The organism is Mesorhizobium amorphae, from assembly GCF_014843845.1.
GTDB classification, from domain to species: Bacteria; Pseudomonadota; Alphaproteobacteria; order Rhizobiales; family Rhizobiaceae; genus Mesorhizobium; species Mesorhizobium amorphae_A.
In genome coordinates, this window is sequence record NZ_JHQS01000024.1 from 1 (window position 1) to 21666 (window position 21666).

At 63.5% G+C, this 21666-nt stretch carries 18 protein-coding genes and 1 pseudogene; 14 read left to right on the forward strand and 5 right to left on the reverse strand.

Translation table 11 applies throughout. The features are described from left to right. Positions 1 to 49 precede the first annotated feature (49 nt). The 5 genes and pseudogenes from DH08_RS12975 to DH08_RS12995 all read left to right on the forward strand — a co-directional run. Positions 50 to 235: pseudogene (locus DH08_RS12975) on the forward strand (ATP-binding cassette domain-containing protein); the annotation flags it as partial. Positions 236 to 664: 429 nt separating this feature from the next. Further along, a complete protein-coding gene (locus tag DH08_RS12980; RefSeq protein ID WP_192179682.1) occupies positions 665 to 1654 on the forward strand; it encodes a sugar ABC transporter substrate-binding protein in 990 nt (329 codons plus the stop codon). Continuing rightward, complete coding sequence (locus DH08_RS12985) at positions 1651 to 2655, forward strand: ABC transporter permease subunit (protein ID WP_192179683.1); 1005 nt, start codon at positions 1651 to 1653, stop codon at positions 2653 to 2655. Before DH08_RS12980 ends, DH08_RS12985 begins: the two co-directional genes overlap by 4 nt. After that, positions 2652 to 3416, forward strand: a complete 765-nt coding sequence (locus DH08_RS12990) for an ATP-binding cassette domain-containing protein (RefSeq protein WP_192179684.1) — start codon at positions 2652 to 2654, stop codon at positions 3414 to 3416. The genes DH08_RS12985 and DH08_RS12990 overlap by 4 nt, the downstream gene beginning before the upstream one ends. Positions 3417 to 3574: 158 nt before the next feature. Then, a complete protein-coding gene (locus tag DH08_RS12995; protein WP_192179685.1) occupies positions 3575 to 4663 on the forward strand; it encodes a Gfo/Idh/MocA family oxidoreductase in 1089 nt (362 codons plus the stop codon). A 7-nt stretch (positions 4664 to 4670) separates the two neighbouring features. Here the strand turns inward: DH08_RS12995 and DH08_RS13000 are convergent, their stop codons facing one another. Next, positions 4671 to 5813, reverse strand: coding sequence for a DJ-1/PfpI family protein (locus tag DH08_RS13000; RefSeq protein WP_192179686.1), 1143 nt, complete (start codon positions 5811 to 5813; stop codon positions 4671 to 4673). 88 nt (positions 5814 to 5901) lie between these two features. Here DH08_RS13000 and DH08_RS13005 point away from each other — a divergent pair, with 88 nt between their 5' ends. After that, the gene (locus DH08_RS13005) at positions 5902 to 6843 is read left to right on the forward strand and encodes a GlxA family transcriptional regulator (protein ID WP_192179687.1); all 942 of its coding nucleotides are present in this window, start codon (positions 5902 to 5904) and stop codon (positions 6841 to 6843) included. A gap of 48 nt (positions 6844 to 6891) precedes the next feature. Here DH08_RS13005 and DH08_RS13010 read toward each other — a convergent pair whose 3' ends face one another. The 3 genes from DH08_RS13010 to DH08_RS13020 all read right to left on the reverse strand — a co-directional run bounded on the left by DH08_RS13010 (position 6892) and on the right by DH08_RS13020 (position 8828). Then, complete coding sequence (locus DH08_RS13010) at positions 6892 to 7440, reverse strand: hypothetical protein (protein WP_192179688.1); 549 nt, start codon at positions 7438 to 7440, stop codon at positions 6892 to 6894. Between the two features lie 122 nt (positions 7441 to 7562). Further along, a complete protein-coding gene (locus tag DH08_RS13015; RefSeq protein WP_192179689.1) occupies positions 7563 to 7838 on the reverse strand; it encodes a hypothetical protein in 276 nt (91 codons plus the stop codon). A gap of 69 nt (positions 7839 to 7907) precedes the next feature. Beyond that, positions 7908 to 8828: a LysR family transcriptional regulator gene (locus DH08_RS13020; RefSeq protein WP_192179690.1), complete on the reverse strand. Its 921-nt coding sequence runs from the start codon at positions 8826 to 8828 to the stop codon at positions 7908 to 7910. 110 nt (positions 8829 to 8938) lie between these two features. Here DH08_RS13020 and DH08_RS13025 point away from each other — a divergent pair, with 110 nt between their 5' ends. Then, entirely contained in the window at positions 8939 to 9577 is a 639-nt protein-coding gene (locus tag DH08_RS13025) for a DsbA family protein (protein ID WP_192179691.1), read from the forward strand. A gap of 50 nt (positions 9578 to 9627) precedes the next feature. Beyond that, a complete protein-coding gene (locus DH08_RS13030; protein ID WP_192179692.1) occupies positions 9628 to 10236 on the forward strand; it encodes an NAD(P)-dependent oxidoreductase in 609 nt (202 codons plus the stop codon). Between the two features lie 195 nt (positions 10237 to 10431). Here DH08_RS13030 and DH08_RS36235 read toward each other — a convergent pair whose 3' ends face one another. After that, on the reverse strand, positions 10432 to 10791 hold the full coding sequence (locus DH08_RS36235; RefSeq protein ID WP_246800811.1) for a hypothetical protein: 360 nt from the start codon (positions 10789 to 10791) through the stop codon (positions 10432 to 10434). Here DH08_RS36235 and DH08_RS13035 point away from each other — a divergent pair. From DH08_RS13035 to DH08_RS13060, 6 genes are all read left to right on the forward strand, one after another. Then, complete coding sequence (locus tag DH08_RS13035) at positions 10771 to 11121, forward strand: response regulator transcription factor (RefSeq protein ID WP_246800812.1); 351 nt, start codon at positions 10771 to 10773, stop codon at positions 11119 to 11121. The two genes, DH08_RS36235 and DH08_RS13035, sit on opposite strands and share 21 nt — an antisense overlap. A gap of 368 nt (positions 11122 to 11489) precedes the next feature. Then, complete coding sequence (locus tag DH08_RS13040) at positions 11490 to 13997, forward strand: DUF5801 repeats-in-toxin domain-containing protein (RefSeq protein ID WP_246800813.1); 2508 nt, start codon at positions 11490 to 11492, stop codon at positions 13995 to 13997. Continuing rightward, on the forward strand, positions 13963 to 15741 hold the full coding sequence (locus DH08_RS13045) for a DUF5801 repeats-in-toxin domain-containing protein (protein WP_345892382.1): 1779 nt from the start codon (positions 13963 to 13965) through the stop codon (positions 15739 to 15741). Before DH08_RS13040 ends, DH08_RS13045 begins: the two co-directional genes overlap by 35 nt. 356 nt (positions 15742 to 16097) lie before the next feature. Next, complete coding sequence (locus tag DH08_RS13050; protein WP_192179694.1) at positions 16098 to 18473, forward strand: hypothetical protein; 2376 nt, start codon at positions 16098 to 16100, stop codon at positions 18471 to 18473. A gap of 125 nt (positions 18474 to 18598) precedes the next feature. Then, positions 18599 to 20290 (forward strand): type I secretion system permease/ATPase, encoded by a 1692-nt coding sequence (locus tag DH08_RS13055; RefSeq protein WP_192179859.1) that lies wholly within the window; start codon positions 18599 to 18601, stop codon positions 20288 to 20290. Next, positions 20287 to 21636 carry an HlyD family type I secretion periplasmic adaptor subunit gene (locus tag DH08_RS13060; RefSeq protein WP_192179695.1) on the forward strand — a complete coding sequence of 450 codons (1350 nt, stop codon included), beginning with the start codon at positions 20287 to 20289 and terminating at the stop codon, positions 21634 to 21636. Before DH08_RS13055 ends, DH08_RS13060 begins: the two co-directional genes overlap by 4 nt. Positions 21637 to 21666: the final 30 nt, after the last annotated feature.

The following is a 21666-nucleotide window of genomic DNA, read 5'->3' on the forward strand; positions in this document are numbered from 1 at the left end:
CGAATCTGGAAGCCTATGAATCATGCCTCAACGCAAATTTGAATCCTGAATGTCGATTGGACCTAGGAGGCAAGCCAAGGCTGAGCTCAGGCTGCGCGGCGCGCGCAAATCCTATGGAGCCGCCGAGATCATCAAGGGCATCGACCTCGACGTCGAGGATCGCGAATTCGTGGTCTTCGTCGGCCCGTCCGGCTGCGGCAAGTCCACGCTGCTGCGCATGATCGCAGGCCTGGAAGGATCAGCGACCTTTGAGCGTCACGGCGCTGCAGAGTCACACTGTTCTGCACCGCTGTAAAGCGTGGAAGGATCGGCATGGGTCGTCGGGTCTGCGCGTTCGCTTCGCTGCCGCTCCGCCCGAGGATGACGAAAAATCCTGCTGCAGCGCAGCACATCAAAACGCACTGCACACCACTTTAATTCTTGACGCGTGTCAAATTTTTCTAAAACATGCGGAAATGCTGGCAAGGCATCTGCCAGCGCTCTGGGAGGAGCAATGCCTGACACTGACGAGACCCGAACCGGGGTCGCTACCCGCGCAACTCGCGGTGGGCATCCGGCCGGTCATCATTTTTCCAACGCAAGCGCCGGGGTCGCTTGTGTCCCGTCAGGCATGCCGTTCGCAGAAAAACGAGCCGACAAACTGAAATCCGGAGGAGGAAGACACATGCGCATGTTCAATTGCCTGACGCTCGGCGCGGGCCTGCTTGCAACGACGCTTGCCGTACCGGCCCATGCCGAGGATGCGGCGAAGGTCGCGGCCATCGTCAAAGGTCTCGACAACCCGTTCTTCCAGACCATGCAAAAGGGCATCGAGGACCAGGCCAAGGCCGACGGCGTCGATGTCACCGTGCAAGCCGCCGCCAACATGGGCGATGCGACCGGGCAGGCCGACCGGCTGACCGCGATGGCGATGCAGGATTTCGACTGCTACCTGGTCAACCCGATCAGCGTTTCCAATTTGGTGCAGGCGCTGGTGCCGGTCGCCCAGAAGAAAAAGCCGATCGTCAACATCGACAGCACCATCGACGCCGAACAGGCCAAGGCCGCCGGCTTCGCCATCTCGACTTATATCGGCACCGACAATGTCGCAGCCGGCGCGCTGGCCGGCGAGGAAATGCTGAAGCTGGTGCCTGCCGGCTCCAAGGTGGCGCTGGTGGCGGGCATCGTCGGCGATGTCGGCTCCAACGCCCGCATCAAGGGCTTCAAGCAGGCCGTCGAAGGCAAGCTCGAAGTGGTGGTGATGGTGAGCGCCGACTGGGACCGCGAGAAGGCGCTGACCGCCGCCACCGACATCCTCGCCGCGCACCCTGATCTTGCCGGTTTCTTCGCCGCCAACGACATCATGGCGCTCGGCGTCGAGCGCGCCGTGCAGACCTCGGGCAAGGACGTCAAGGTGATCGGGCTCGACGGCATCGTCGACGCTCTGAAATCGATCGCCGCCGGCGAGCTCACCGCCACCGTCGCGCAATACCCCTATGTCGTCGGAGCCATGGGCGTCGAAGCCTGCGCCGTGGCCGCCAAGGGCAAGGAGCTGCCTGCCAACGTGCCGGCGCCGGTGCTCCTGATCAACAAGGACAATGCCGAAGCCTCGCTGAAGAACTTCCCGGCCCCGGGCGGCGACTATCCCGATCCGTTCCGCGAGATGTTGAAGTGAGCACACCTGAACAAAACGCGCCCGCTCGAGTGACGGCGGGCGCGGCGGAGGAGAGCCGCCCCTCCCTGTCGGCTCTCCTCCTGGATCCTTCCTTCTGGGCCGACTGGGCGTCGGTCGTCGGCCTGGTCGGCCTCGTCATCGTCTTCGGCATCGCCCAGCCGGTCTTCCTCAGCGTCGCCAATCTGCAGGCGCTGCTGCTTGCGGCGGCGATCCTGGTCGTGCTGTCGATCGGCCAGACCTTCGTCGTGGCGACCTCGGGCATCGATCTGTCGCTGGCGGCGGCGGTCATGCTCGGCGCCATCATTCTCGGCCTGGTCAACGCCGCCGGCTATGGCATTTTCCTCGCCTGCCTGCTCGCCGTCCTTGCCACAAGCGCGGTGGGTTTTCTCAACGGGCTGCTGATCACCGCCGGGCGCATCCCCGACTTCGTGGTGACGCTCGGCACGCTGTCGGGCATCACCGGCCTCGGCCTGATCCTGTCGGGTGGCGAGCCGACCATGGTTGGTTCGACCTTCCTGCTGCGCCTGGCATCGGGTCATTTCGGACCGTTCGGCTATCCGGTCTGGGTGGCGATCGCGGCCGTCATCGTGGCGCACATCGCGCTCTACCACACCCGCTTCGGCGTGCATCTGCTCGCCACCGGCGGCCAGACCGAGAGCGCCAACGCGCTGGGCATCCGCACCAACCGGGTCAAGATCGCCGCCTATACGATTTCGGGTTTCTGCGCCGGCATCGCCGCAATTCTGCTGGTGGCGCGCATCGGCTCGGCCGAGCCGCTTATCAACACCAGTCTTCTCCTCAATTCGGTGGCAGCCGTGGTGCTGGGCGGCGTCAGCCTGTTCGGCGGCCGCGCCAGCATCCTCGGGCCGGCGATCGGCGCGCTGATGCTCACCGCTCTCGTCAATGGGCTGACGCTGCTCAGCGTCTCGGCCTTTTACCAACCGCTCGCCGTGGGCGCCATCGTGGTGCTGGCGGCGCTGATCATGCGATACCAGAAATGAGCGCCGTCCATCACATCCCCTCCTCGGAAGCGATCCTCGCCTGCGAAGGGCTGAGCAAGCATTTCGGCGGCATCCGCGCGTTCACCGACGTCGCCTTCCAGGCGCGGCGCGGCGAGGTCACGGCGGTGATCGGCGACAATGGCGCCGGCAAGTCGACGCTGATCCGCTGCCTGGTCGGCGTGCATGTGCCAGACGATGGAGAGATCTTCTTCGACGGCCAGCCAAAACCCTTCGGCAATCCCGACGAGGCGCGCAAGGCCGGCATCGAGACGGTGCACCAGAACCTGGCGCTGATCGACGAGCTGACCGTGGCGCAGAACCTGTTCCTCAACCGCGAGATCGTGCGCCGGTTCGGCCCGATCGCCCTGCTCGACCGCAAGGCGATGAGGACGCAGGCGCGCGCCATGCTGTCACGCCTGTCGATCAACATGCCTTCGGTCAACCAGCGCGTAAGGCGCCTGTCGGGCGGGCAGCGGCAGGCGATCTCGATCTGCCGCGCCGCCGGCTCCGGCGCCAAGCTGGTGGTGATGGACGAGCCGACGGCAGCACTTGGCGTGCAGGAGACGGCCAATGTCGAGGCGCTGATCCGGCGGCTGCGGGATCAAGGCGTGAGCGTCATCCTGGTCAGCCACAATTTCGATCAGGTGCGGCGCCTGTCCGACCAGATCTGGGTGATGCGCGCCGGCAAGATGGTGGCGACGGTGCGCGCCTCGGAGACATCAGGCAATGAGCTCGTTGCGCTGGTCACCGGCGCGGCGTGAAATCAACGGCTGGCTGCTCGACCGGTTCAGCTTTGATAGAATCGCTGCCCCGCTCTAAGTATTTGTTTTTTACGCAATTCCGAACGGAAAACCGCTACGCACTTTTCCTGGAATTGCTCTAGGCCGGCACCGGACTTGAAATCAAAGGGAGTTTGCGAGTGGCACCAATCCGTGTCGGACTTGTGGGTCTAGGCGAGGTCGCGCAGTCGATCCATCTGCCGGTATTGGTGGACCAGCGCGACCGCTGGGTGATCGCGGGCGTCCACGACGTCTCGCCAAGCCTGGTGGCGCTGTGCACGTCCGAATATCCTACGGCAAAGGCTTTCGAGACGGCCGAGGCGATGATCAATTCGCCTGACATCGACGCGGTCTTCGTGCTGTCGTCAGACGACACCCATAGCCGCTTCGTGCGCGCCGCCATCGCGGCCGACAAGCACATCCTGCTGGAGAAACCTGCCTGCCTGACGGTGCGCGAGATCGACGAGCTGCTGGCGCTGACGACGAATTACGCGAAGACCATTTTCGTCGGCTATATGCGCCGCTACGCGCCGGCCTATCTGGCCGCCAAGGATGAACTGCCTGTCCACGCCGACATCACCCATGTGCGCATCTTCGACCTGATCTCCGAGGGCCGGCACTTCCTGAAGAAGAGCCAGGACATCCTCTATCCCAACGACATCGACCCGGCGCTTCTGGCGCGCGGTGCGAAGGAGCGCGACGCGCTGATCCGCGAGGTGGTGGGCGCCGATGCACCCGCCGACCTGGTGCGCGCCTATCGCGGGCTGACGGCGCTGTCCTCGCACCACATTTCGGCCATGCGCGGGCTGCTCGGCGAGCCGGCCGGCGTGATCGCCGCGCACCGCACCAATGGCGGCGCCAACACCAGCGTGACCTTCGACTATGGCCATTTCGCCTGTTGCTACGACGCGGTGGTCGACGATCTCGGCCTGTTCGACGCCATGATCGAAGTGCGCTCGAACACCAGGCGGGTGCGCATCATCTACGACACGCCGTACATCCGCAGCCTGCCGACGCGGCTGGAAGTGACGGACGCCGGCCCGCTCGGCCCGGTGACGAAGACCTTTGGACCGCTCTATGGCGACGCCTTTTCCAACGAACTCGAAACCTTCCACCGCCACATCACGGACGGCACCAAGCCGCTGACCGACCTCGCCGACTCGCGCCGTGACCTGGCGCTGATGGCTGACATCATCGAGCGGATGAAGGCGACCGGCGGGCGCGCCTGAAGCCGCTCTACGGCTGTCCGGGATATTCGAGCTGCATGGCAACGAAGTCCGTCGTGCGTGCGCCGTAGCGGGCGGAAATATCGCCAAGCGCCTGATCGAGGGCCTTCGCCGGCCGCGGATCGACCATCGCTGGAACCAGGCGTTCGCCGGGCCAGTTCGCTGCGACCTGGTCGGGCAGGATGCGCATGCCGTTGCGGCTGACGATCGCACCGTCCTTTGCGGCAAACGTCACCGCGCGCGAACGATAGGTTCGCGACCAAGCGTCCGCGACCAGCGCCAGCGACACCTCGTCCATATCCAGGGTCAGTTCGATGCCGAGCTGCTCGTGATCGAGGACTGCGAGCGTGTTGCCGATCGCTGTCAGCGCGAAGGGGCGGGTGAATGTGAAGGCAGCGCTGCCATGCCGCGCATCCCAATGCGCCAGACCAAGGTCGCGGCTGACGGCCTCGGCCTTGTCGCGCCCGGCTATGGCCTCGATCAGGGTCAGCATCATCGGCATCGACGCGGTGATCCCGGTCGTCGTCGCGACACCCTGGTCGACGACGAAGCGCCGGTCGGCGACATAGCGGATCGTCGGATGGTTTTCGCGCAGTTCGTTCAGCGAATACCAATGCGTCGTCGCCCGCTTGCCGTCGAGCAGCCCGCTGGCCCCGACCACCTTGGCCCCGGCGCAGATGCCGATGACGGTGGCGCCCTTGGCCGCCTGGCTCTTGATCCATTTTAGCACGTCGGCATCGTCGTCCCGCATCATGGCGGGAACGATGGCGTAGTCGGCGCCTTCGGGATGCTGCGCGTCGAACTCGGCCACGGTCGCATCCGGCTCGACCTGCAGCGCCGGGAACAGTTTTACGGGTCCAGGCCCGGTCGCCAGCGCCACGACATCGGCGACATCGGCGCGCCGCAGGATGCCGTAGGGCATCAGGTAGTCGGTGGTTTCGGTGGCGTCGTTGATGCCGACGATGGCGATCAGCGGCCGTTCTCGTTTCGGCGGCTTCAGGGCAGCGAGGGCGGCTTCGGCCTCCTTGCCGTCGATTGCCGGCGGAACGGCGGCCAAGGATGCCGAAGGCAGCGACAGCAGCCACGCGGCGCCGACCGCCAGCAAAAGCAGGACGATGCCCATGCCGCTCCACACCACGATGCGCAAACTCATGATCATGCTCTCCTGATCGAGCGACTTGACGTTCAGCCTAGTGCCGTTACGCTTTGTCCGAAATGACATATATCGGGCGAAAACTGCCATGCTGCGGAAGATCGGCATCATCATCCACCCCGGGTTCCAGCTGCTGGATGCGGCCGGTCCGGCGGCGGCATTCGAGATGGCCGAGCACTTCTGTCCCGGAAGCTACGCTCTCGCGATACTGGCGCCCGGCGGCGGCGAGATAGAGAGCTCGTCCGGCATGCGGCTTTCGGCCCGGCCATTGTCGGCCGAAGAGCCGCTCGATACCGCCATCATCTCCGGCGGCGAGATCATACGCTCCATGGCGGCGGCCGAGCAGATCGTCGCCTGGCTGCGGAGCACGAATCCGCGACGGATGGCAAGCGTGTGCACCGGCGCCTACCTGCTCGCCGAGGCGGGACTTCTCGACGGCCGCAGCGCCACCACCCATTGGTGGAGCACGGACGATTTCGCCCGCCGCTATCCGAAGGTGAGGCTCGACGCGGAGCGGATCTTCATTGAGGATGGCGGCGTCTGGACCTCGGCGGGCATTTCAGCCGGCGTCGACCTGGCGCTGGCGCTGATCGAGGACGATCTCGGCCCGGCGATTGCGCGCCGCGCGGCGCAGCAATTGGTTGTTCACCAACGCCGGCCTGGCGGCCAGTCGCAATTCTCGGCGCTGGTCGACCTCGGCGGGCGGACAGGCCGCTTTGTCGAACTGATCGAATGGATGCGGACAAAGCTCGCCGAGCCGCTGACGGTGGAGCACCTTGCCGATCGGGCGGCCATGAGCCCCAGGCATTTTGCCCGCGCCTTCGCGGCCGAAACCGGGACCACGCCCGCCAAGGCCGTTGAACGTCTGCGCCTGGAAAGTGCTCGACTGGCGCTCGAGACCAGTCACACGCCTCTCGATCGCATCGCCGAGGCTAGCGGCTTCGGCGATCCCGGACGCATGCGCCGCGCCTTCCTGAGGGCCTTCGGCCAACCGCCGCAAGCGCTCAGGCGCGCCGCGATCAGAAGGTGATGTCCGCCTGGATTGCCGCAGATAACGCATTTGCGACCGGGTAACCCGTCAAGGGTTCGCACGGCATTTTCCTTGATTATCGCAGGTCATCTGTGTGGAGAATATCTCGACGCAATCGCCCGGACAGTAACCTCCGATGCCGCGGCCCATACTTTGAGCCTCGTTGAAACACTCGACGCATCGTAGGGTGAATTGTCTGGGCGTGAGGCGACCCCACGGGGTGTCTAACTTGGCTCCGGTCTGTTTTTTTGGCGGCACTTCCGAAGACGCGCCGCGGCAACGCCGGAATTCGGTTGCCTGACCTTTGATGGTTTGGCGGAGACGTCCGTTCCTCAGCAAGAGGAAGGTGGCGTTGGTTGTGTATTCTACGCCCTCGCCGGCGCACGATAGGGTGAGGTTCCAGCCGCTCTTGCTCTTCTTGGATTTCGTTGTTTTGCAGGCGTACTCCTGCCCCGAAATACCTTTCTGTGTGATAGTCAGATCATCTAGATCGCAAACTGTTTTCGCGGACCACTGCCCGAGATAAGATTCATCAATTGCGCTGGCGGGGGAAATCATTGCGAATGAGACGAGCAGAAACAAGAAGAACTTCCACATAACAACCCCTCCTTGTGTGTACTGTTCGTTACATCCGTTTCTTGGAGCGGTTCATATTGTCAAGAACTCTTTGTCACTAAGAAGCTGAACCGCCTCAACCGCGTGCGGCGGCGGCCTGCCTGCTACTTCCCGCAATGGTGGTCGTTGATCTTGTTCAGCGCATTCGCGTCGGGGCCCACCCTTTGGTAGGAGCAGGGTTCGCCGCCTGTCGTGAACAGCTGCTTGTCATAGTAGCGCGGGCCGCCGAACAGGATGTCGATGATATCGCCTTCGGCGGGAACGTAGCGTTCGGGTTCGGCCGGGTGGTGGCGGTGTCTTTCCCCCGCGAAAGCCGAGCCGGACATGCCGCAGGCTACCCCGAGAACGAGAGCGCAGATCGCAAACCATTTCGTCGTCATCGGCGAGACCCTCCTAGCCGTTTGGGTTTCCATCATATCTCCAAAATCGCCAGTTGAACAAAGGTTCCCTCAGCGACCCGGAACGGAGCCGCGCGCTCGCTTTCGTTCTGCCGCCACCAGCATCTCGACGAAGGCGCGCACCTTGGCCGGCCTGAAGCGCGCCGGCGGGAAGACGGCATGGATGCCGCCGGTCGGCAAGCTCCAGTCGGCGAACAGCCGAACCAGCCTTCCCCCGGCAATGTCGTCGCTGACGCTGTAGTCCGGAAAGATGCCGAGGCCTATGCCGGCCAGCACGCAGGCCTTCACGCCGGGGGTCTTGTCGCAGCTGACGACCGGGTTGAGCTCGGCCAGCACCGTCTCGCCGCCTTTCGAAAACAGCCACTGGCCGATGCCGCGCAATTGGGCGTTGCCGACCCAGGGCAGCGACTTCGCCAGCCTGGGGCCGGCATCCGCCGGCAGCCGGGCGGCGAGGTCCGGGCTTGCCACGACGAATTGCTGCAAGGTTCCCAGCCGCCGCGCCAGGTTGGAGGAATCGGCGAGCCAGCCGACGCGGATGCCGAGATCGATCTCTTCGTCGACGAGATTGCTCACCGCGTCGTCGAAGATCGTCTCGACACGCATGTTTGGGTACTTCCTGAGGTAGGCGGCGATGGTCGGCGCCACCACCATCTCGCCATAGTCGAGCGGCGCGGTCAGCCTCAGCATCCCGGTCGGCTTGGCCGCGCTTTGCGAGATGTCGCCATAGGCGGCTTCGGCCTCGCGCAGGATGATCGCCGCCCGGTCATAGAACAGGCGCCCCTCCTCCGTCGGCGTGACGCGCCGCGTCGTGCGACGCAGCAGCGTCGCGCCCAGTTCCTGCTCGAGCTTGCCGACTTGATGGCTGACCACCGCCTTGGCGACACCGAGCCGATCGGCCGCGGCGGTGAACGAGCCGGTTTCCACCACGGTGGTGAAATAGACGAGGCGGTTGAGGTTCAGAAGGTCGGTCATCGGCGCATTGTCTGATTTGATCAGACAGTTTGTATGATTGATCGCGGTTTTTCGCAACCGGGCGAACTGCCATCTAGGTCCGAGACAACGACATCCCGGACCAGACAGCCATGACCGATGCCACTGTGACCTACCTTTTCGATCCGCTCTGCGGCTGGTGCTATGGCGCCACGCCGATGCTGGACCGGCTGGCGGCGAGCGGCATTACGCTCGACCTTCTACCGACCGGTCTGTTCTCCGGCGCCGGCGCGCGACCGCTGGATGCGGGATTCGCCGCCCATGCCTGGGACAACGACCAGCGCATCGAGCGACTGAGCGGCCAGCGTTTTACGCAAGCCTATCTCGACAATGTGCTGAATGTTCGCGGCACGCTGCTCGACTCGAGCGCCGCCACCCTCGCCATCACCGCAGCGGGCCTGGAAGACCCGGGCCGGCGCCTCTTGGCGCTGAAGGCGATCCAGAATGCCCGCTATGTCGGCGGCCGCGACATCGTGACGGTGGGTGGCGTCGCGGACGTGCTGACCGACGCCGGCATGGCGGATTCGGCCGAGATGCTGAAGACACCGACCGATGCGCTGATGACGGCGCATCGCGAGTTGGTCGGCCGTGGCCGTGCGCTTTTTCAGCGATTGCACGCCAATGGCGTTCCCTCGCTCGCCGTGATCCGCAACGAGGCGCCGCGCCTGATCGGCGCCAATGCGTTGTTCGGCAGCTACGACAATCTCATCGCCCATATCCAAGCGGCGTGAGCCTGGATTCTTCCCAAGCCACCTCCCCCAAGCAGAAAGGAAAATTCCCCATGAAAGTCGCCCTCATCGGCGCATCCGGCCAAGCCGGCTCGCGCATCCTGAAGGAACTCTCCGATCGCGGCCACACCGTCACCGCCATCGGCCGCAACCCGGAAAAGATCGCAGCGCTTCCCGGCGTGACCGCCACGAAGGGCGATGTCTTCGACACGGACGGCCTCGCCGCCCTGATCAAGGGCCATGACGCCGTGATCAGCTCGGTGCATTTCCTCGCCAGCGACGCCGACGGGCTGATCGCGGCGGTGCGGGCTTCCGGCGTCAAGCGCTACCTCGTCGTCGGCGGCGCCGGTAGCCTCGAGGTCGCCCCCGGCAAGCGCCTGGTCGACACGCCGGAATTTCCGGCCATCTACAAGGCCGAGGCGCAGAAGGGCGCCGACTTCCTCGACACGCTCAAGGCGATCGACGATCTCGACTGGACCTTCCTTTCGCCGTCGGCACTTTTCGTCGCGGGCGAACGCACCGGCCAGTTCCGTCTCGGCAAGGACAGCCTGCTGGCGTCCGAGAAAGGCAGCAGCATCTCCTTCGAGGATTATGCCATCGTCATGACCAACGAGATCGAGACGCCCAGGCATATAAGGCAGCGCTTCACGGTCGGCTACTGACGGGACCGGGCCTCGCGTCCGGCCCGGAAACAAGCAGGCGGGCGCTCCACGACTGCGTTGGCGGCGCCTGCCTGATACATTAGTGTGCGAGACGATTGCCCGACCTGGCACGCCCTAGGTTTAGGTATAGCCTCAACTATATTAGCGATTTCTTGACAATCTTGCAAAGCTCTGGTTTCCTGATTTCGGGCATATTTAGATAAGTTCGTTGCGTTTTTTACGGACGGTGTTCGCATGTCGACTTTGGTTGTTGCGGACCCGCGGGGGGTCTATCTCGCCGGTCTTGAGTGGGTTCTGCGGAAGGCCGGACACAGTGTCGTCGCGGAGTGCCACCGCGCCGCAGACGCTCTCCCGCAAGTGGAGCGCCATCGGCCTGATATGGTCGTCATCGGCCTGGATATCGCGGATCCGCAGACGGCCACTCTTTCGTCGCGGCTGAGAGCCAGCCACGATGCTCTCGGCATCATTTTCATCCTGCAGCCAAACAGCCGATTCGACATAAAGGACATACAGGCGCTCGACGTCGACGGCCTGTTGCTGGACGGCATCAGCCATCGCTATCTCGTCGAATGCGTGAATGCGGTGGCGGCAGGCAAGAAGTGGATCGACAACAAGATCGTCCAGCAGCTGCTGATGTCGAGATCGCAGCAGCAGGCCGCGTCCAGGCTGACCGGGCGTGAGTCGGAAATCGCCGACCTCGTCTCGCGCGGACTGCGCAACAAGACCATCGCGCAACAGCTGAATGTGTCCGAAGGCACCGTGAAGATGCATCTGCACCACGTCTACGCCAAACTTAACCTCGGCAGCCGGGCGGAACTGGCCTGGATGGCGCATGGCAAAGGCGCCGACCATTCAGGAACCGGTCAAAACCGCCTGCTCTCGTAACCTCGGCGGGCGGCGAGGCCGCCGGCGTAGCAAGCGCCGGCAGCGGGCCGGAAAACCAGAGCGGCGGCCGCCCAAGCTGAACCGCGCCATCGCCTAATTTTCCCTAAACTCGATCTTCGCTTCCAGCGCGTCGACCGATAAGCGCCTGTCCCGGCTTGATCTATCGAAAGATGTACATCGTTCGATCAGGTGCGGGCATTGACCATAACACCATCGAAACGCGAATGGACGCGCCCTCTTGGTCGGCGACACAATGAGGTTGGAGGGCCGCATTTCAGGAAGCGACCGGATGCACTCGGGTAGGTGCATTCCGGCATCCCGGGGCTGGGCCCAATTTCTTGATGCGTTTTAAACAGGGGAGACTCTCCATGGCACTCGACATCGTGACCCAAGACATCATCATCGACGAGACCCCCGGGCTTACGGACGACGATGTCAACAAATCCGTTGCGCCGCACAGCACGAACACCACGCTGCAATATCTCCTAAGTCGCGACGGTGCGGGCGGGCTAACCTCACCAGAGGTCGCCTTCCAGACCAACTTCGTGGTGGCCTCGGCGAGCGCGGGGGAAACCATCAACTCGGTCGTTCTCACGCAGAGCGCCTCCGGGACCCCGTTTTCCACCACCGTCGGCGTCAACAGCAACATTCGGACGGCCGATGGCAATTATGTCTGGCTGTTCCAGGACCCAACGCATGCAAACGTCGTGATCGGCGTCATCGGCACCTCCAACCCGGCCGTCGCGCCCGCTGCGAACGGGCCGCTGGCCTTCTCGCTTGGGCTGGTCAGCACCAGCGCCACCAATGCGGACCTGTACACGGTCCAGTATGTGCCGTTGTTCCAACCGGACGCGACCAACGCGGACGACCGCATCGATCTGACCGACAAGGTATTCGCCTCGGTCACGGGGACGTCCGTGGTCAATTTCAGCCAGCTTGGTGACGCCCCTCCTGGACACAACAATTGGTATATCCTCGACGCCGACGTCGCGAGCACGCAGAAGATCCTTGTCACGGCTCACGACAATGGCGCGCAAGCTGAAGTCAACGTCAGCACGCAAGGCCTGGGTGTCTCATCCCAGGACGTGCGCTTTGGCCGTGAGCTTCAAATCGACCTGATCACCGGCGGCACCCAGAGCGCGGGCAAGAACTTCACCAACGCGCCAACCGCGCCCGACTACACCGCGCACATCGAGAACGTCTCCGGCGCGGGTTTCTCGGTCTCGCAGTCCACGCCGACCAACACCAAGGCCGACATAGAGATCCACGCCTATAACAATAACGACAACGCGGAAGGCGCTGCGTTCCCCGGTGACGACAACGATACCGAAATCAATATCACGGGAGTGACGTTCAAGCTTAACGGCGTCGCAACAACAGCCGCGGCCCTGGGCATCACGGTTGATCTCAACGGCACCGGACTGATCCTTCACAATGTCGGCGAGGGCGTGACGGTCGATTTCACGACCGCGGGCGGGGTTGGCGAGACCTTTGACCGCTTCATCATCAAGAATATCGACACCGAGAAGGACTATTTCGATATCAAGGAGGTGCACTTCTCTGGTGACATACCCAACGCCTACAACGAAGAGGTCGGCTCCTTCATCAACTTCGACGACGACGGCCCGAGCATTTCAACGACCGGCACGGAGCCGACGCTGACCGTCGACGAGACCTTGCTGGGGACCAACGACACGGAGAGCTTTGCGGCCAACTTCAGCTCGGCCTTCGGCGCCGACGGGGCCGGCACGCTGACCTACGCGCTTAGCATAACGGCAGGCGTAACCGGCATCGTCGACACGGCGACCGGTGAGGCGGTCGTCCTCTCGGTCAATGGCAGCGGCGTCGTCGAAGGCCGCACCGCCACCACCAATGCCCTCGTGTTCACGGTCTCCGTCAACGCCGCGGGCAGCGTCACCCTCGACCAGATCCGGGCGGTGGTCCATGCCGACGCCAACGACCCCGACGACAGCACGACCCTGGCGGCCGACAATCAGGTCAAGCTCACCGCGACCATCACCGACAAGGACGGCGACCACCAATCGGCCACCCTCAACATCGGCCAGAACCTTAACTTCGAAGACGATGGGCCGAGCATCGTGCGGTCCATCGTACCGATACCGGAGCTGACGGTCGACGAGTCGGATACCACCAGCGACTCGGGGGATTTCTCGGTTCTGTTCACGGCGGCCTTCGGAAACGATGGACCGGCGGACACCGGCGGCGGCCTGACCTACGCGCTCGGCGTTCTCGGCGGAGGCACAAATGTCGCCAGCGGTCTGTTCGACACGCAAAGCGGGCTGGAGGTGCTTCTCAACGTGGAAGGCGACGACATAGTTGGCCGTGCCGGCACGGATGAGGTGTTCCGCATCTCGGTCGATGCCGATGGCAACGTGACGCTCGATCAATCGCGAGGGGTCGTCCATGGCGATCCGTCCGATCCCGACGAGGCCGACACGCCTGCGACAATGGCGGCCAATCTGGTGACGCTGACGGCCACCGCCACCGATGGCGACGGCGACAGCGACTTCACTACGGCCGACATCGGCGATGCCTTCAACTTCGAGGACGACGGGCCGGCGATCACGGTGCCGTTCGACGGTAACCCCGCTACCCCAGGTATCGAGCACGACACCCTGGCCAACACGGCCGGCGCGTCGGCCAGCGGAGCCTTCGGCTACGACATCGGCGCGGATGCTCACACCGACGCGTTCTACACGGGCGGCGGTTCCGACTTTGTCGACCAGGATGGTGCGCTCCCAGGCGTCCAGATCGGACTGAGCGGCACGCACAGCCAATATCGGCACGGCCTTCACCTTCGAGGACGACGGGCCGAGCATCGTGGCAGACGGCACGGAGCCGACGCTCACGGTTGACGAGTCCGACTTTGGCACCGACGCTTCGGAGAGCTTCGCGGGTAACTTCACGTCGGATCCCGGTGCTGACGGCGGGGCAAGTTCCGGTACGATCACCTACGCACTCAGCGCGGTCGCCGGTCCTTCTGGTCTGATCGACTCCGTCACCGGCGAAGTGGTCAACCTGGTCGTCAACGGCAGCGTCATCGAGGGCCGCAACGCCAGCAACGTACTGATGTTCACGATCAGCGTGGCTGCTGACGGTACCGTGACGCTCGATCAGGCGCGTTCTGTCACACACGCGCCCGACAGCGGGCCGGATGAGGAAATAACGTTGGCGTCCGATGATCTCGTCACCTTGACGGCGACCATCACCGACGGCGACGGCGATCAGGCCTCGGACAGCGTCGACATCGGCAAGAACCTCGTCTTCAAGGACGATGCTCCGGCGATCCCAGTGCCGTTCGACGGTGACCCCGTTGCCCCAGGTATCCAAAACGAGACCCTGGGCAACACGGCCGGCGCGTCGGCCAGCGGAGCCTTCGGCTACGACATCGGTTCGGATGCTCACACCGACGCGTTCTACACTGGCGGCGGTTCCGACTTTGTCGACCAGGATGGTGCGCTCCCAGGCGTCCAGATCGGACTGAGCGGCACGATCATCGGCGGCGGTGGTGGCAATGTCCTCACCCCGGAGGTGACGCTTCAATCGGAGAGTGCCACCTCCGCGACGTTCAACTTCAGCTTCACCTACGACCAGGACCCGGCGGCTGGCGTCCAGGCGGGCACGGCGGGCGGCACCCTCGTCTTCGACAAGGTTGCCGACACTTATACCATCGCCCTGACCGACCCGCTGGAAGGCTTCAGCTTCGACATTCTTCACACCAGTGAACTCTTGTCCAAGGAGCCAACGAGCAACACCGGTCACCCGAACATCGTGGTGGAGAAGCTCTTCGAGGCGGACAGCACACCCGATCAGACCGACAAGGACTTCTTCGTGCAGTTCACGGCGAACTCGACCACCAACAACATCAAGTTCGGTCTGAACACGACCGGCGACAGTGACGGCGCGACACCCGCTGACACCGCGTGGAACGCCGGCGATCTTGTCACCAACAACCACGAGGACTGGGTGTCTGCCACCCGAACCACAAACGGGGTTGCCGGTGACACCATCCAGAAAGGCGAGTTGCTGACGCTGCGGTTCTTCGACCACAGCCCTGGTATCGTCACCGAGGACATCACCCCGAACCAGACGGCCGGCGCCATGGCCATCAAGTTCGACGGCATCGGCAACAGCGAGGACCTGATGGTCATCCTCGACCTCGTCAGCGCCGACGGTGTCACACACACCTCGAAGGCGGTCTACATCTCGAACGCCGACATCTTCAAGACCGGGCAGGTGCCTGCCGCCTACGCCGCCGACTTCCCACTCGACAACAATGACGGCCTCGTGATCATCGAGCAGAACGACTACAACGGTGTCGGCGAGAGCTGGGTGATTGAGGGTGCCCAGATCATGCAGTCCGCCAACGGGATCAGCGGCACGGCGATCGACCTGAACAGGGATACCGGCGCTGGCGGCGGCAGCACCGGCACGGCGAACTTCGACGTCACCGACAACGACGTGCTGAAGATCGTGGACATCGGCTTCACCACGACCGTGACCCAGACGCCGGATGCCAACCTCGACTTCGCCTTCCAGGTGGAGGACGCGGACGCGGACCAGGCAGCGGTACAGCACATACTTGTTGACGTCGCCTGACACTTGACCAGCGGGGGCAGCCAATGCTGCCCCCGTCCGGAAAACCAGGGTGGCCGCTCAAGCTGAACCGTGCTGCCGCCCAAGCCTTTGTTCAAGCTTCTGATTTTCTCAAAGCTCTTGCTCCGACGCTTTCCAGCGCGTCGCCTGACCAAGGCCCGTCCGGGCTTGATCTATCGAAGGATGTATATCGTTCGATCAGGTGCGGACATTCACCCTAACACTATCGAAACGCGAATGGACGCGTCCTTTCCGTCGGCGGCACAATGAGTGTTTGAGGGCCGCAGTACGCGACCGGATGCGCTCGGGTAGGTGCATTCCGGCCTTTCTTGTTGGGTTTTAAACCGGGGAGACTCTCCATGGCACTCGACATCTTGACCCAAGACATCATCATCGACGAGACCACCGGGCTTCAGGACGACGATGTTAATCCGTCCGTTCCGCCGCACAGCACCAACACCACGCTGCAATATCTCCTAACTCTCGACGATGCCGGCGGGCTGACCTCACCGGAGGTCGCCTACCAGGCCAACTTCGTGCAGGCGACGGCGAGCGCAGGGGAGACCATCTCCTCGGTCGTTCTCACCCAGAGCGCCTCCGGGACTCCGTTTTCCACCACCGTCGGCGTCAACAGCGGCATCCGGACGGCCGATGGCGATTATGTCTGGCTGTTCCAGGACCCAACGAATGCGAACGTCGTGATTGGCGTCATTGGCACCTCTGACCCGGCTGCCGAGCCCATTGAGACCGGGCCGCTCGCCTTCTCGCTTGGGTTGGTCAGCACCAGCGCCACCAATGCGGACCTGTACACGGTCCAGTATGTGCCGTTGCTCCATCCGGACGCGACCAACCCGGACGACCGCATCGATCTGACCAACAAGGTGTTCGCCTCGGTCACCGGCACCAGCGTGGCCAATTTCGCAGGCTCGGCCGCCGAGTCCGGCAATCATGAGTTCTACCTGATCAATTCGTCCAGCGACGCTTCCAAGCAGCTTCTGGTGATTGGTCTGAACGGTGGCACCGCCAACGTGAGCACACAGGGCTTCGGCATCAACAACCAGAGCATCAATCCGAACGAAACGCTCCAGGTCGACTTTGTGACCGGCGGTACCCTGGCCGCAGGCGATGCCGCGGAAATCCAGTACGGCAGCCATCTCGAGACTATCACGCAGGCCGGGTTCACGGTCAACCAGGTCACGCCTTCCAATCCGGATGCGCGGGTGGACGTCAGCATCAGCGCCTTCAACAATACGGGTAACGAGCAAGGCTCGGACTTCTTTGATGGCACGCCGACCAGTTCCGTGAACATCACCAGCGTCAAGTTGACGGGTACATCGGGATTTGCGTCCACCATCACAGTCGATGGCACCTATGCCACGGGGAGCGGCAACGTCACCGTCAGCGGGCTCGGCACCGGCATCGTCACCATCACCGGGCTCGATAACGTCACCACCGTCGATGTCACCACCAGCAGCCCCATGGATCGGCTGCAGGTTAAGGGGGTCGATGCAAACGAAGGGCTCGACATCACCGAGTTCCATTTCACGGCGACGACCCCCAATGCCCACACCGAAGAGGTCGGCTCCTTCATCAACTTTGACGATGACGGCCCGACAGTGACGGCGGAAGGCACCGTGCCGACGCTGACCACCGACGACACCGACATTCCCGACACCACGAAGGATCCAGCGGCTGGCCTCCAGGCGGGCACGGCGGGCGGCACCCTCGTCTTCGACAAGGTTGCCGACACTTATACCATCACCCTGACCGACCCGCTCGAAGGCTTCACCTTCGACATAATCCACACCAGTGAGCTCTTGTCCAAGGAGCCTACGAGCAATACGGGCCACCCGCAGATCGTGCTGGAGAAGTTGCAGGCGGATGACCCGAACACGCCGAATGATGAAGACTTCTACGTGCAGTTCACCGCCAACTCGCTCAACAACAAGAACAAGACGTTCTCGTTGACGAACAACGGTGAAGGGTCTTCCAGCGACACCACTTTCAACTCGCTGCCGACAGCCGGCACCCACGACATGGTCAGCAACAACCTCGAAGACTGGGTGTCCGCGACGCAGACCACCAACGGTGTCGCCGGCGACACGATCCAGAAAGGCGAACTGCTCACGTTGCGGTTCTTCAACAGCAACGTCGGTATCCAGAACGAGGCTACCGCCCCGACGGCGACCGCCGGCGCCATGGCCATCAAGTTCGACGGCATCGGCAACAGCGAGGACCTGATGCTGATCCTCAACCTGGTCGACAACGGTGCCGACAACATCTTCGGCACCGGGGACGACACCTCGATCACGCGGGCTGTCTACGTGTCGAACGCCGACATCTTCAAGAAGGGCCAGGTCCCGACCCCGTACTCGAGCGAGTTCACGCTCGACAACAATGACGGGCTCGTGATCATCGAGCAGAACGACTACAACGCAGCCGGCGAAGAGTACCTGCTGCAGGGCGTCCAGATCATGCAGTCGGGCAACGGGATCACCGGCAACGGCACGGCGATCGACCTCAACAGGACGACAGGCGCCGGCGGCGGCAGCAATGCGACCACCAGCCTTGTGAACTTCGACGGTGCCGATAACGACGTGCTGAAGATCACGGATATCGGCTTTACCACGACCGTGACCGAGACGCCGGAGGCCCACCTCGACTTCGCCTTCCAGGTGGAGGACGCGGACGCGGACCAGACAGCGGTGCAGCACATACTGGTTGACGTCGCCTGACACTTGACCAACGGGGGCGGCCAATGCTGCCCCCCGCCCTGCCGCCCGCGATCTGTTGTGAGTATAACGGGATGAATTCTGCCGCGACACGAACCAACCAACAGCCCCCTGCCCTGCAGGTGGTGATGAAAGAGGCCAGACGCGCCATCTTGCCGCTTATCTGGTTCAGCGGCGGCATTAACGTGCTGATGCTGACCGGGGCGCTTTATATGCTCCAGGTCTACCACCGCGTGTTGTCCAGCCACAGCCTGGAGACGTTGGTGATGCTGTCGCTGATGGCGGCAGTGGCACTCGCGGCAATGGCGGGGCTGGAGGTGGTGCGCGGGCGTCTCCTGGCCAAAGTCGGATCGTGGATGAACGCACGGCTGGCACCAGTTCTCCTGACCGCATCGGTAGAATATGCCGCCTCGGCGCCCGGTCAGGCCAACGCCCGTCCGCTGCGCGACCTGGATCAAGTACGCAATTTCTTCACCAGCCCGAGCATCTTCCCGATCCTTGACGCGCCCTGGGCACCGCTATTTTTCGCCGCCATATTCCTCATGCACCCCTGGCTGGGTTGGTTGGCGCTGGTCGGTGGGATCGCCCTGTTTGCGTTGGCGTTGCTCAACGAATACCTCACACGCAAGCCGTTGACCGAGGCCGCAAGCGCACAGTCGCGGGCATACGTGCAGGCTGAGGCAGCGATCCGCAACGCCGAGGTCGTCCAGGCGATGGGCATGCTGAAGCCACTGCAGGAGGGCTGGAAGGCGCTGCAGGACGAGGCAAACAAAGGGCAAGTTCTTGCCGCCAACCGTGGCGGCACCATCGCAGCCATCGCGCGTTGTCACCGGCTGGGCCTGCAAATGGCCATACTGGGCCTTGGTGCCTATCTGGCACTTCGCAACGAGGCTTCACCCGGTGTCATGATCGCCGCCTCGATCCTCATGGGTCGCGCGTTGTCCCCGGTCGAGCAAGCGATCGGCACATGGAAGGCGACGGTCGGAGCGCGTGCCGCTTACCGGCGTCTCACCGCAGTCGCCGGACAGCACCCGGAGGCCACCGCGGTTCTGCCACTGCCACGACCGAAAGGCAGGTTCGAGGCCGACAACCTTGTGCTGGCCCGACAGGGTGGCGAGCATATCCTGAAGGGGATCAGCTTCCACCTCGAGCCGGGTGAAGCGATGGCGCTGATCGGCCCGAGCGCGGCCGGCAAGACGAGCCTGGCGCGAATACTGGCCGGTGCCTGGCGTCCATCCGGGGGGCGTGCGTTGCTGGACGGCATGGACGTTGCCCAATGGGCGGCGGAGGACCGTGGTCACCATGTCGGCTACCTGCCGCAAGACATCGAACTCTTCGCCGGCACCGTCGCCGAAAACATCTGCCGCTTCGCCAAGCTCAACCCGGCGATCTTCAACAACGCGGTCAAGGCCGCGCAGTTGGCGGGCGTTCACGAACTGATCAAAGGACTGCCGAAGGGGTACGCCACCGAGATCGGCGACTCCGGAGCAGCGCTGTCAGGCGGGCAGCGGCAACGCATCGGTTTGGCGCGGGCACTCTACGGCGACCCGGCACTCCTTATCCTGGACGAGCCCAATTCCAACCTCGACCGCGACGGTGAGGACGCTTTGGTCGCCGCCCTCAGAACGGTCAAGGCGGCGGGCACGACCATTGTCCTGATCGCGCATCGACCGAACATCATAGAGATGGTTGACAAGATACTGGTCCTCCACCGGGGCCAACAAGACCTCTACGGTCCACGTGACTATGTCTTCAACGAACTCACCGCGCGCATCCGCAAGGTGAGCCAGATGCCAGCCAGAGTGGCGAACCAGGCATGACAATGAGAACTGATACGAACATCGTGCCGCTGCCCGTCCCGCCGCCCTCCTTGCCGGAACCGGTACCCTTGCGTCTCACGGGCGTGACGTGCACCGGGTTCGCGATCATGTTCCTGTTCTTCGGCGTGGCCGGGGGGTGGGCGGCGCTGGCACCGTTGGACAGCGCCGCGGTGGCACAAGGCGTCATCAAGGTCGCCGGCGACCGCAAGCTCATCCAGCACCTCGAGGGCGGCATCATCGCGGAGCTGAACGCCGCCAACGGTGATATCGTCAAGGCGGGCAAGATCCTCATCCGGCTCGACAGCACACAGGCAATGGCGCAGCTTGACCTGATCCAGAACCGGATAGCAACGCGTGAGGCGCTGGCCGCGCGTCTGAGGGCCGAGCGTGACGGCAAGGCCGAGATCGTGTTTGATCCGGCGCTGCTCGCAAACCCCGCCGCCGCGGTAAAGGACGCGCTGGCCGCACAGCGTGACGTGTTCGCGGCGAAGCACCACAATCTGAAGGACGAGCGGGAAATTCTCAGCCAGCGCCATCACCAGATCGAGGAAGCGATAACGGGACTGGAGGAGCTAATCGTAACCGAGGACAAGCAGATCGAGGCGATCGAGGCTGAAACCAAAGACCTTGAGACCCTGCTCAAGAAGGGGCTGACCACCCGCGAGCGGAAGCTGTTGCTCAGACGACAACAGCGGGAGATCGAGGGGGAGCGCGCTACCAACGTCGCGGCAATCGCTCGTTCCAGAAGCGCCATGGCCGAGATCGACATGCAGATCCTGAATCTCAACACAGTGCGGCTGAACCAGGCCGTCGAGGAATTCAGCAAGGTCGAGGCGGAGCTGTTTGACCTCAGACAGCAGGAGCGTTCCGCCAAGGACGTGCTAGCCCGTACCGATGTCGTCGCACCGGTCGACGGCATCGTCATGGATCTGAAGGTCCACACGGCTGGCGGTGTCGTGAAACCCGGTGAGACATTGATGACGGTCGTGCCGCTCGGACAACAACTCGTGGTCGAGGCCATGGTCAAACCAGAGGATGTCGAGACGATCGCCCCCGGCCAGCCCGCGCGCATCAGCTTCCCGGCCTTTGCCCGCTACAACCTGCCGCCACTCGATGGCGTGGTGGAGATCGTGTCGGCTGACCGCATGGTGGAGGAGCGCAGCGGGGCACCGTATTTCGCCGCGACCGTGTTGATCGACAAGAGCGAACTCGCCAAGCTGGAGGGCCGCAAGCTGCTGCCCGGCATGTCGAGCGAGGCGATGATCCGCACGGGTGCCCGCACCGTGCTTTCCTACCTCGCCGAGCCGATCACGCAGAACTTCCGCCGCGCGCTGCGGGAAAAATAGCCGTAGGCCGCGCAACGACTTCTTTGTCTG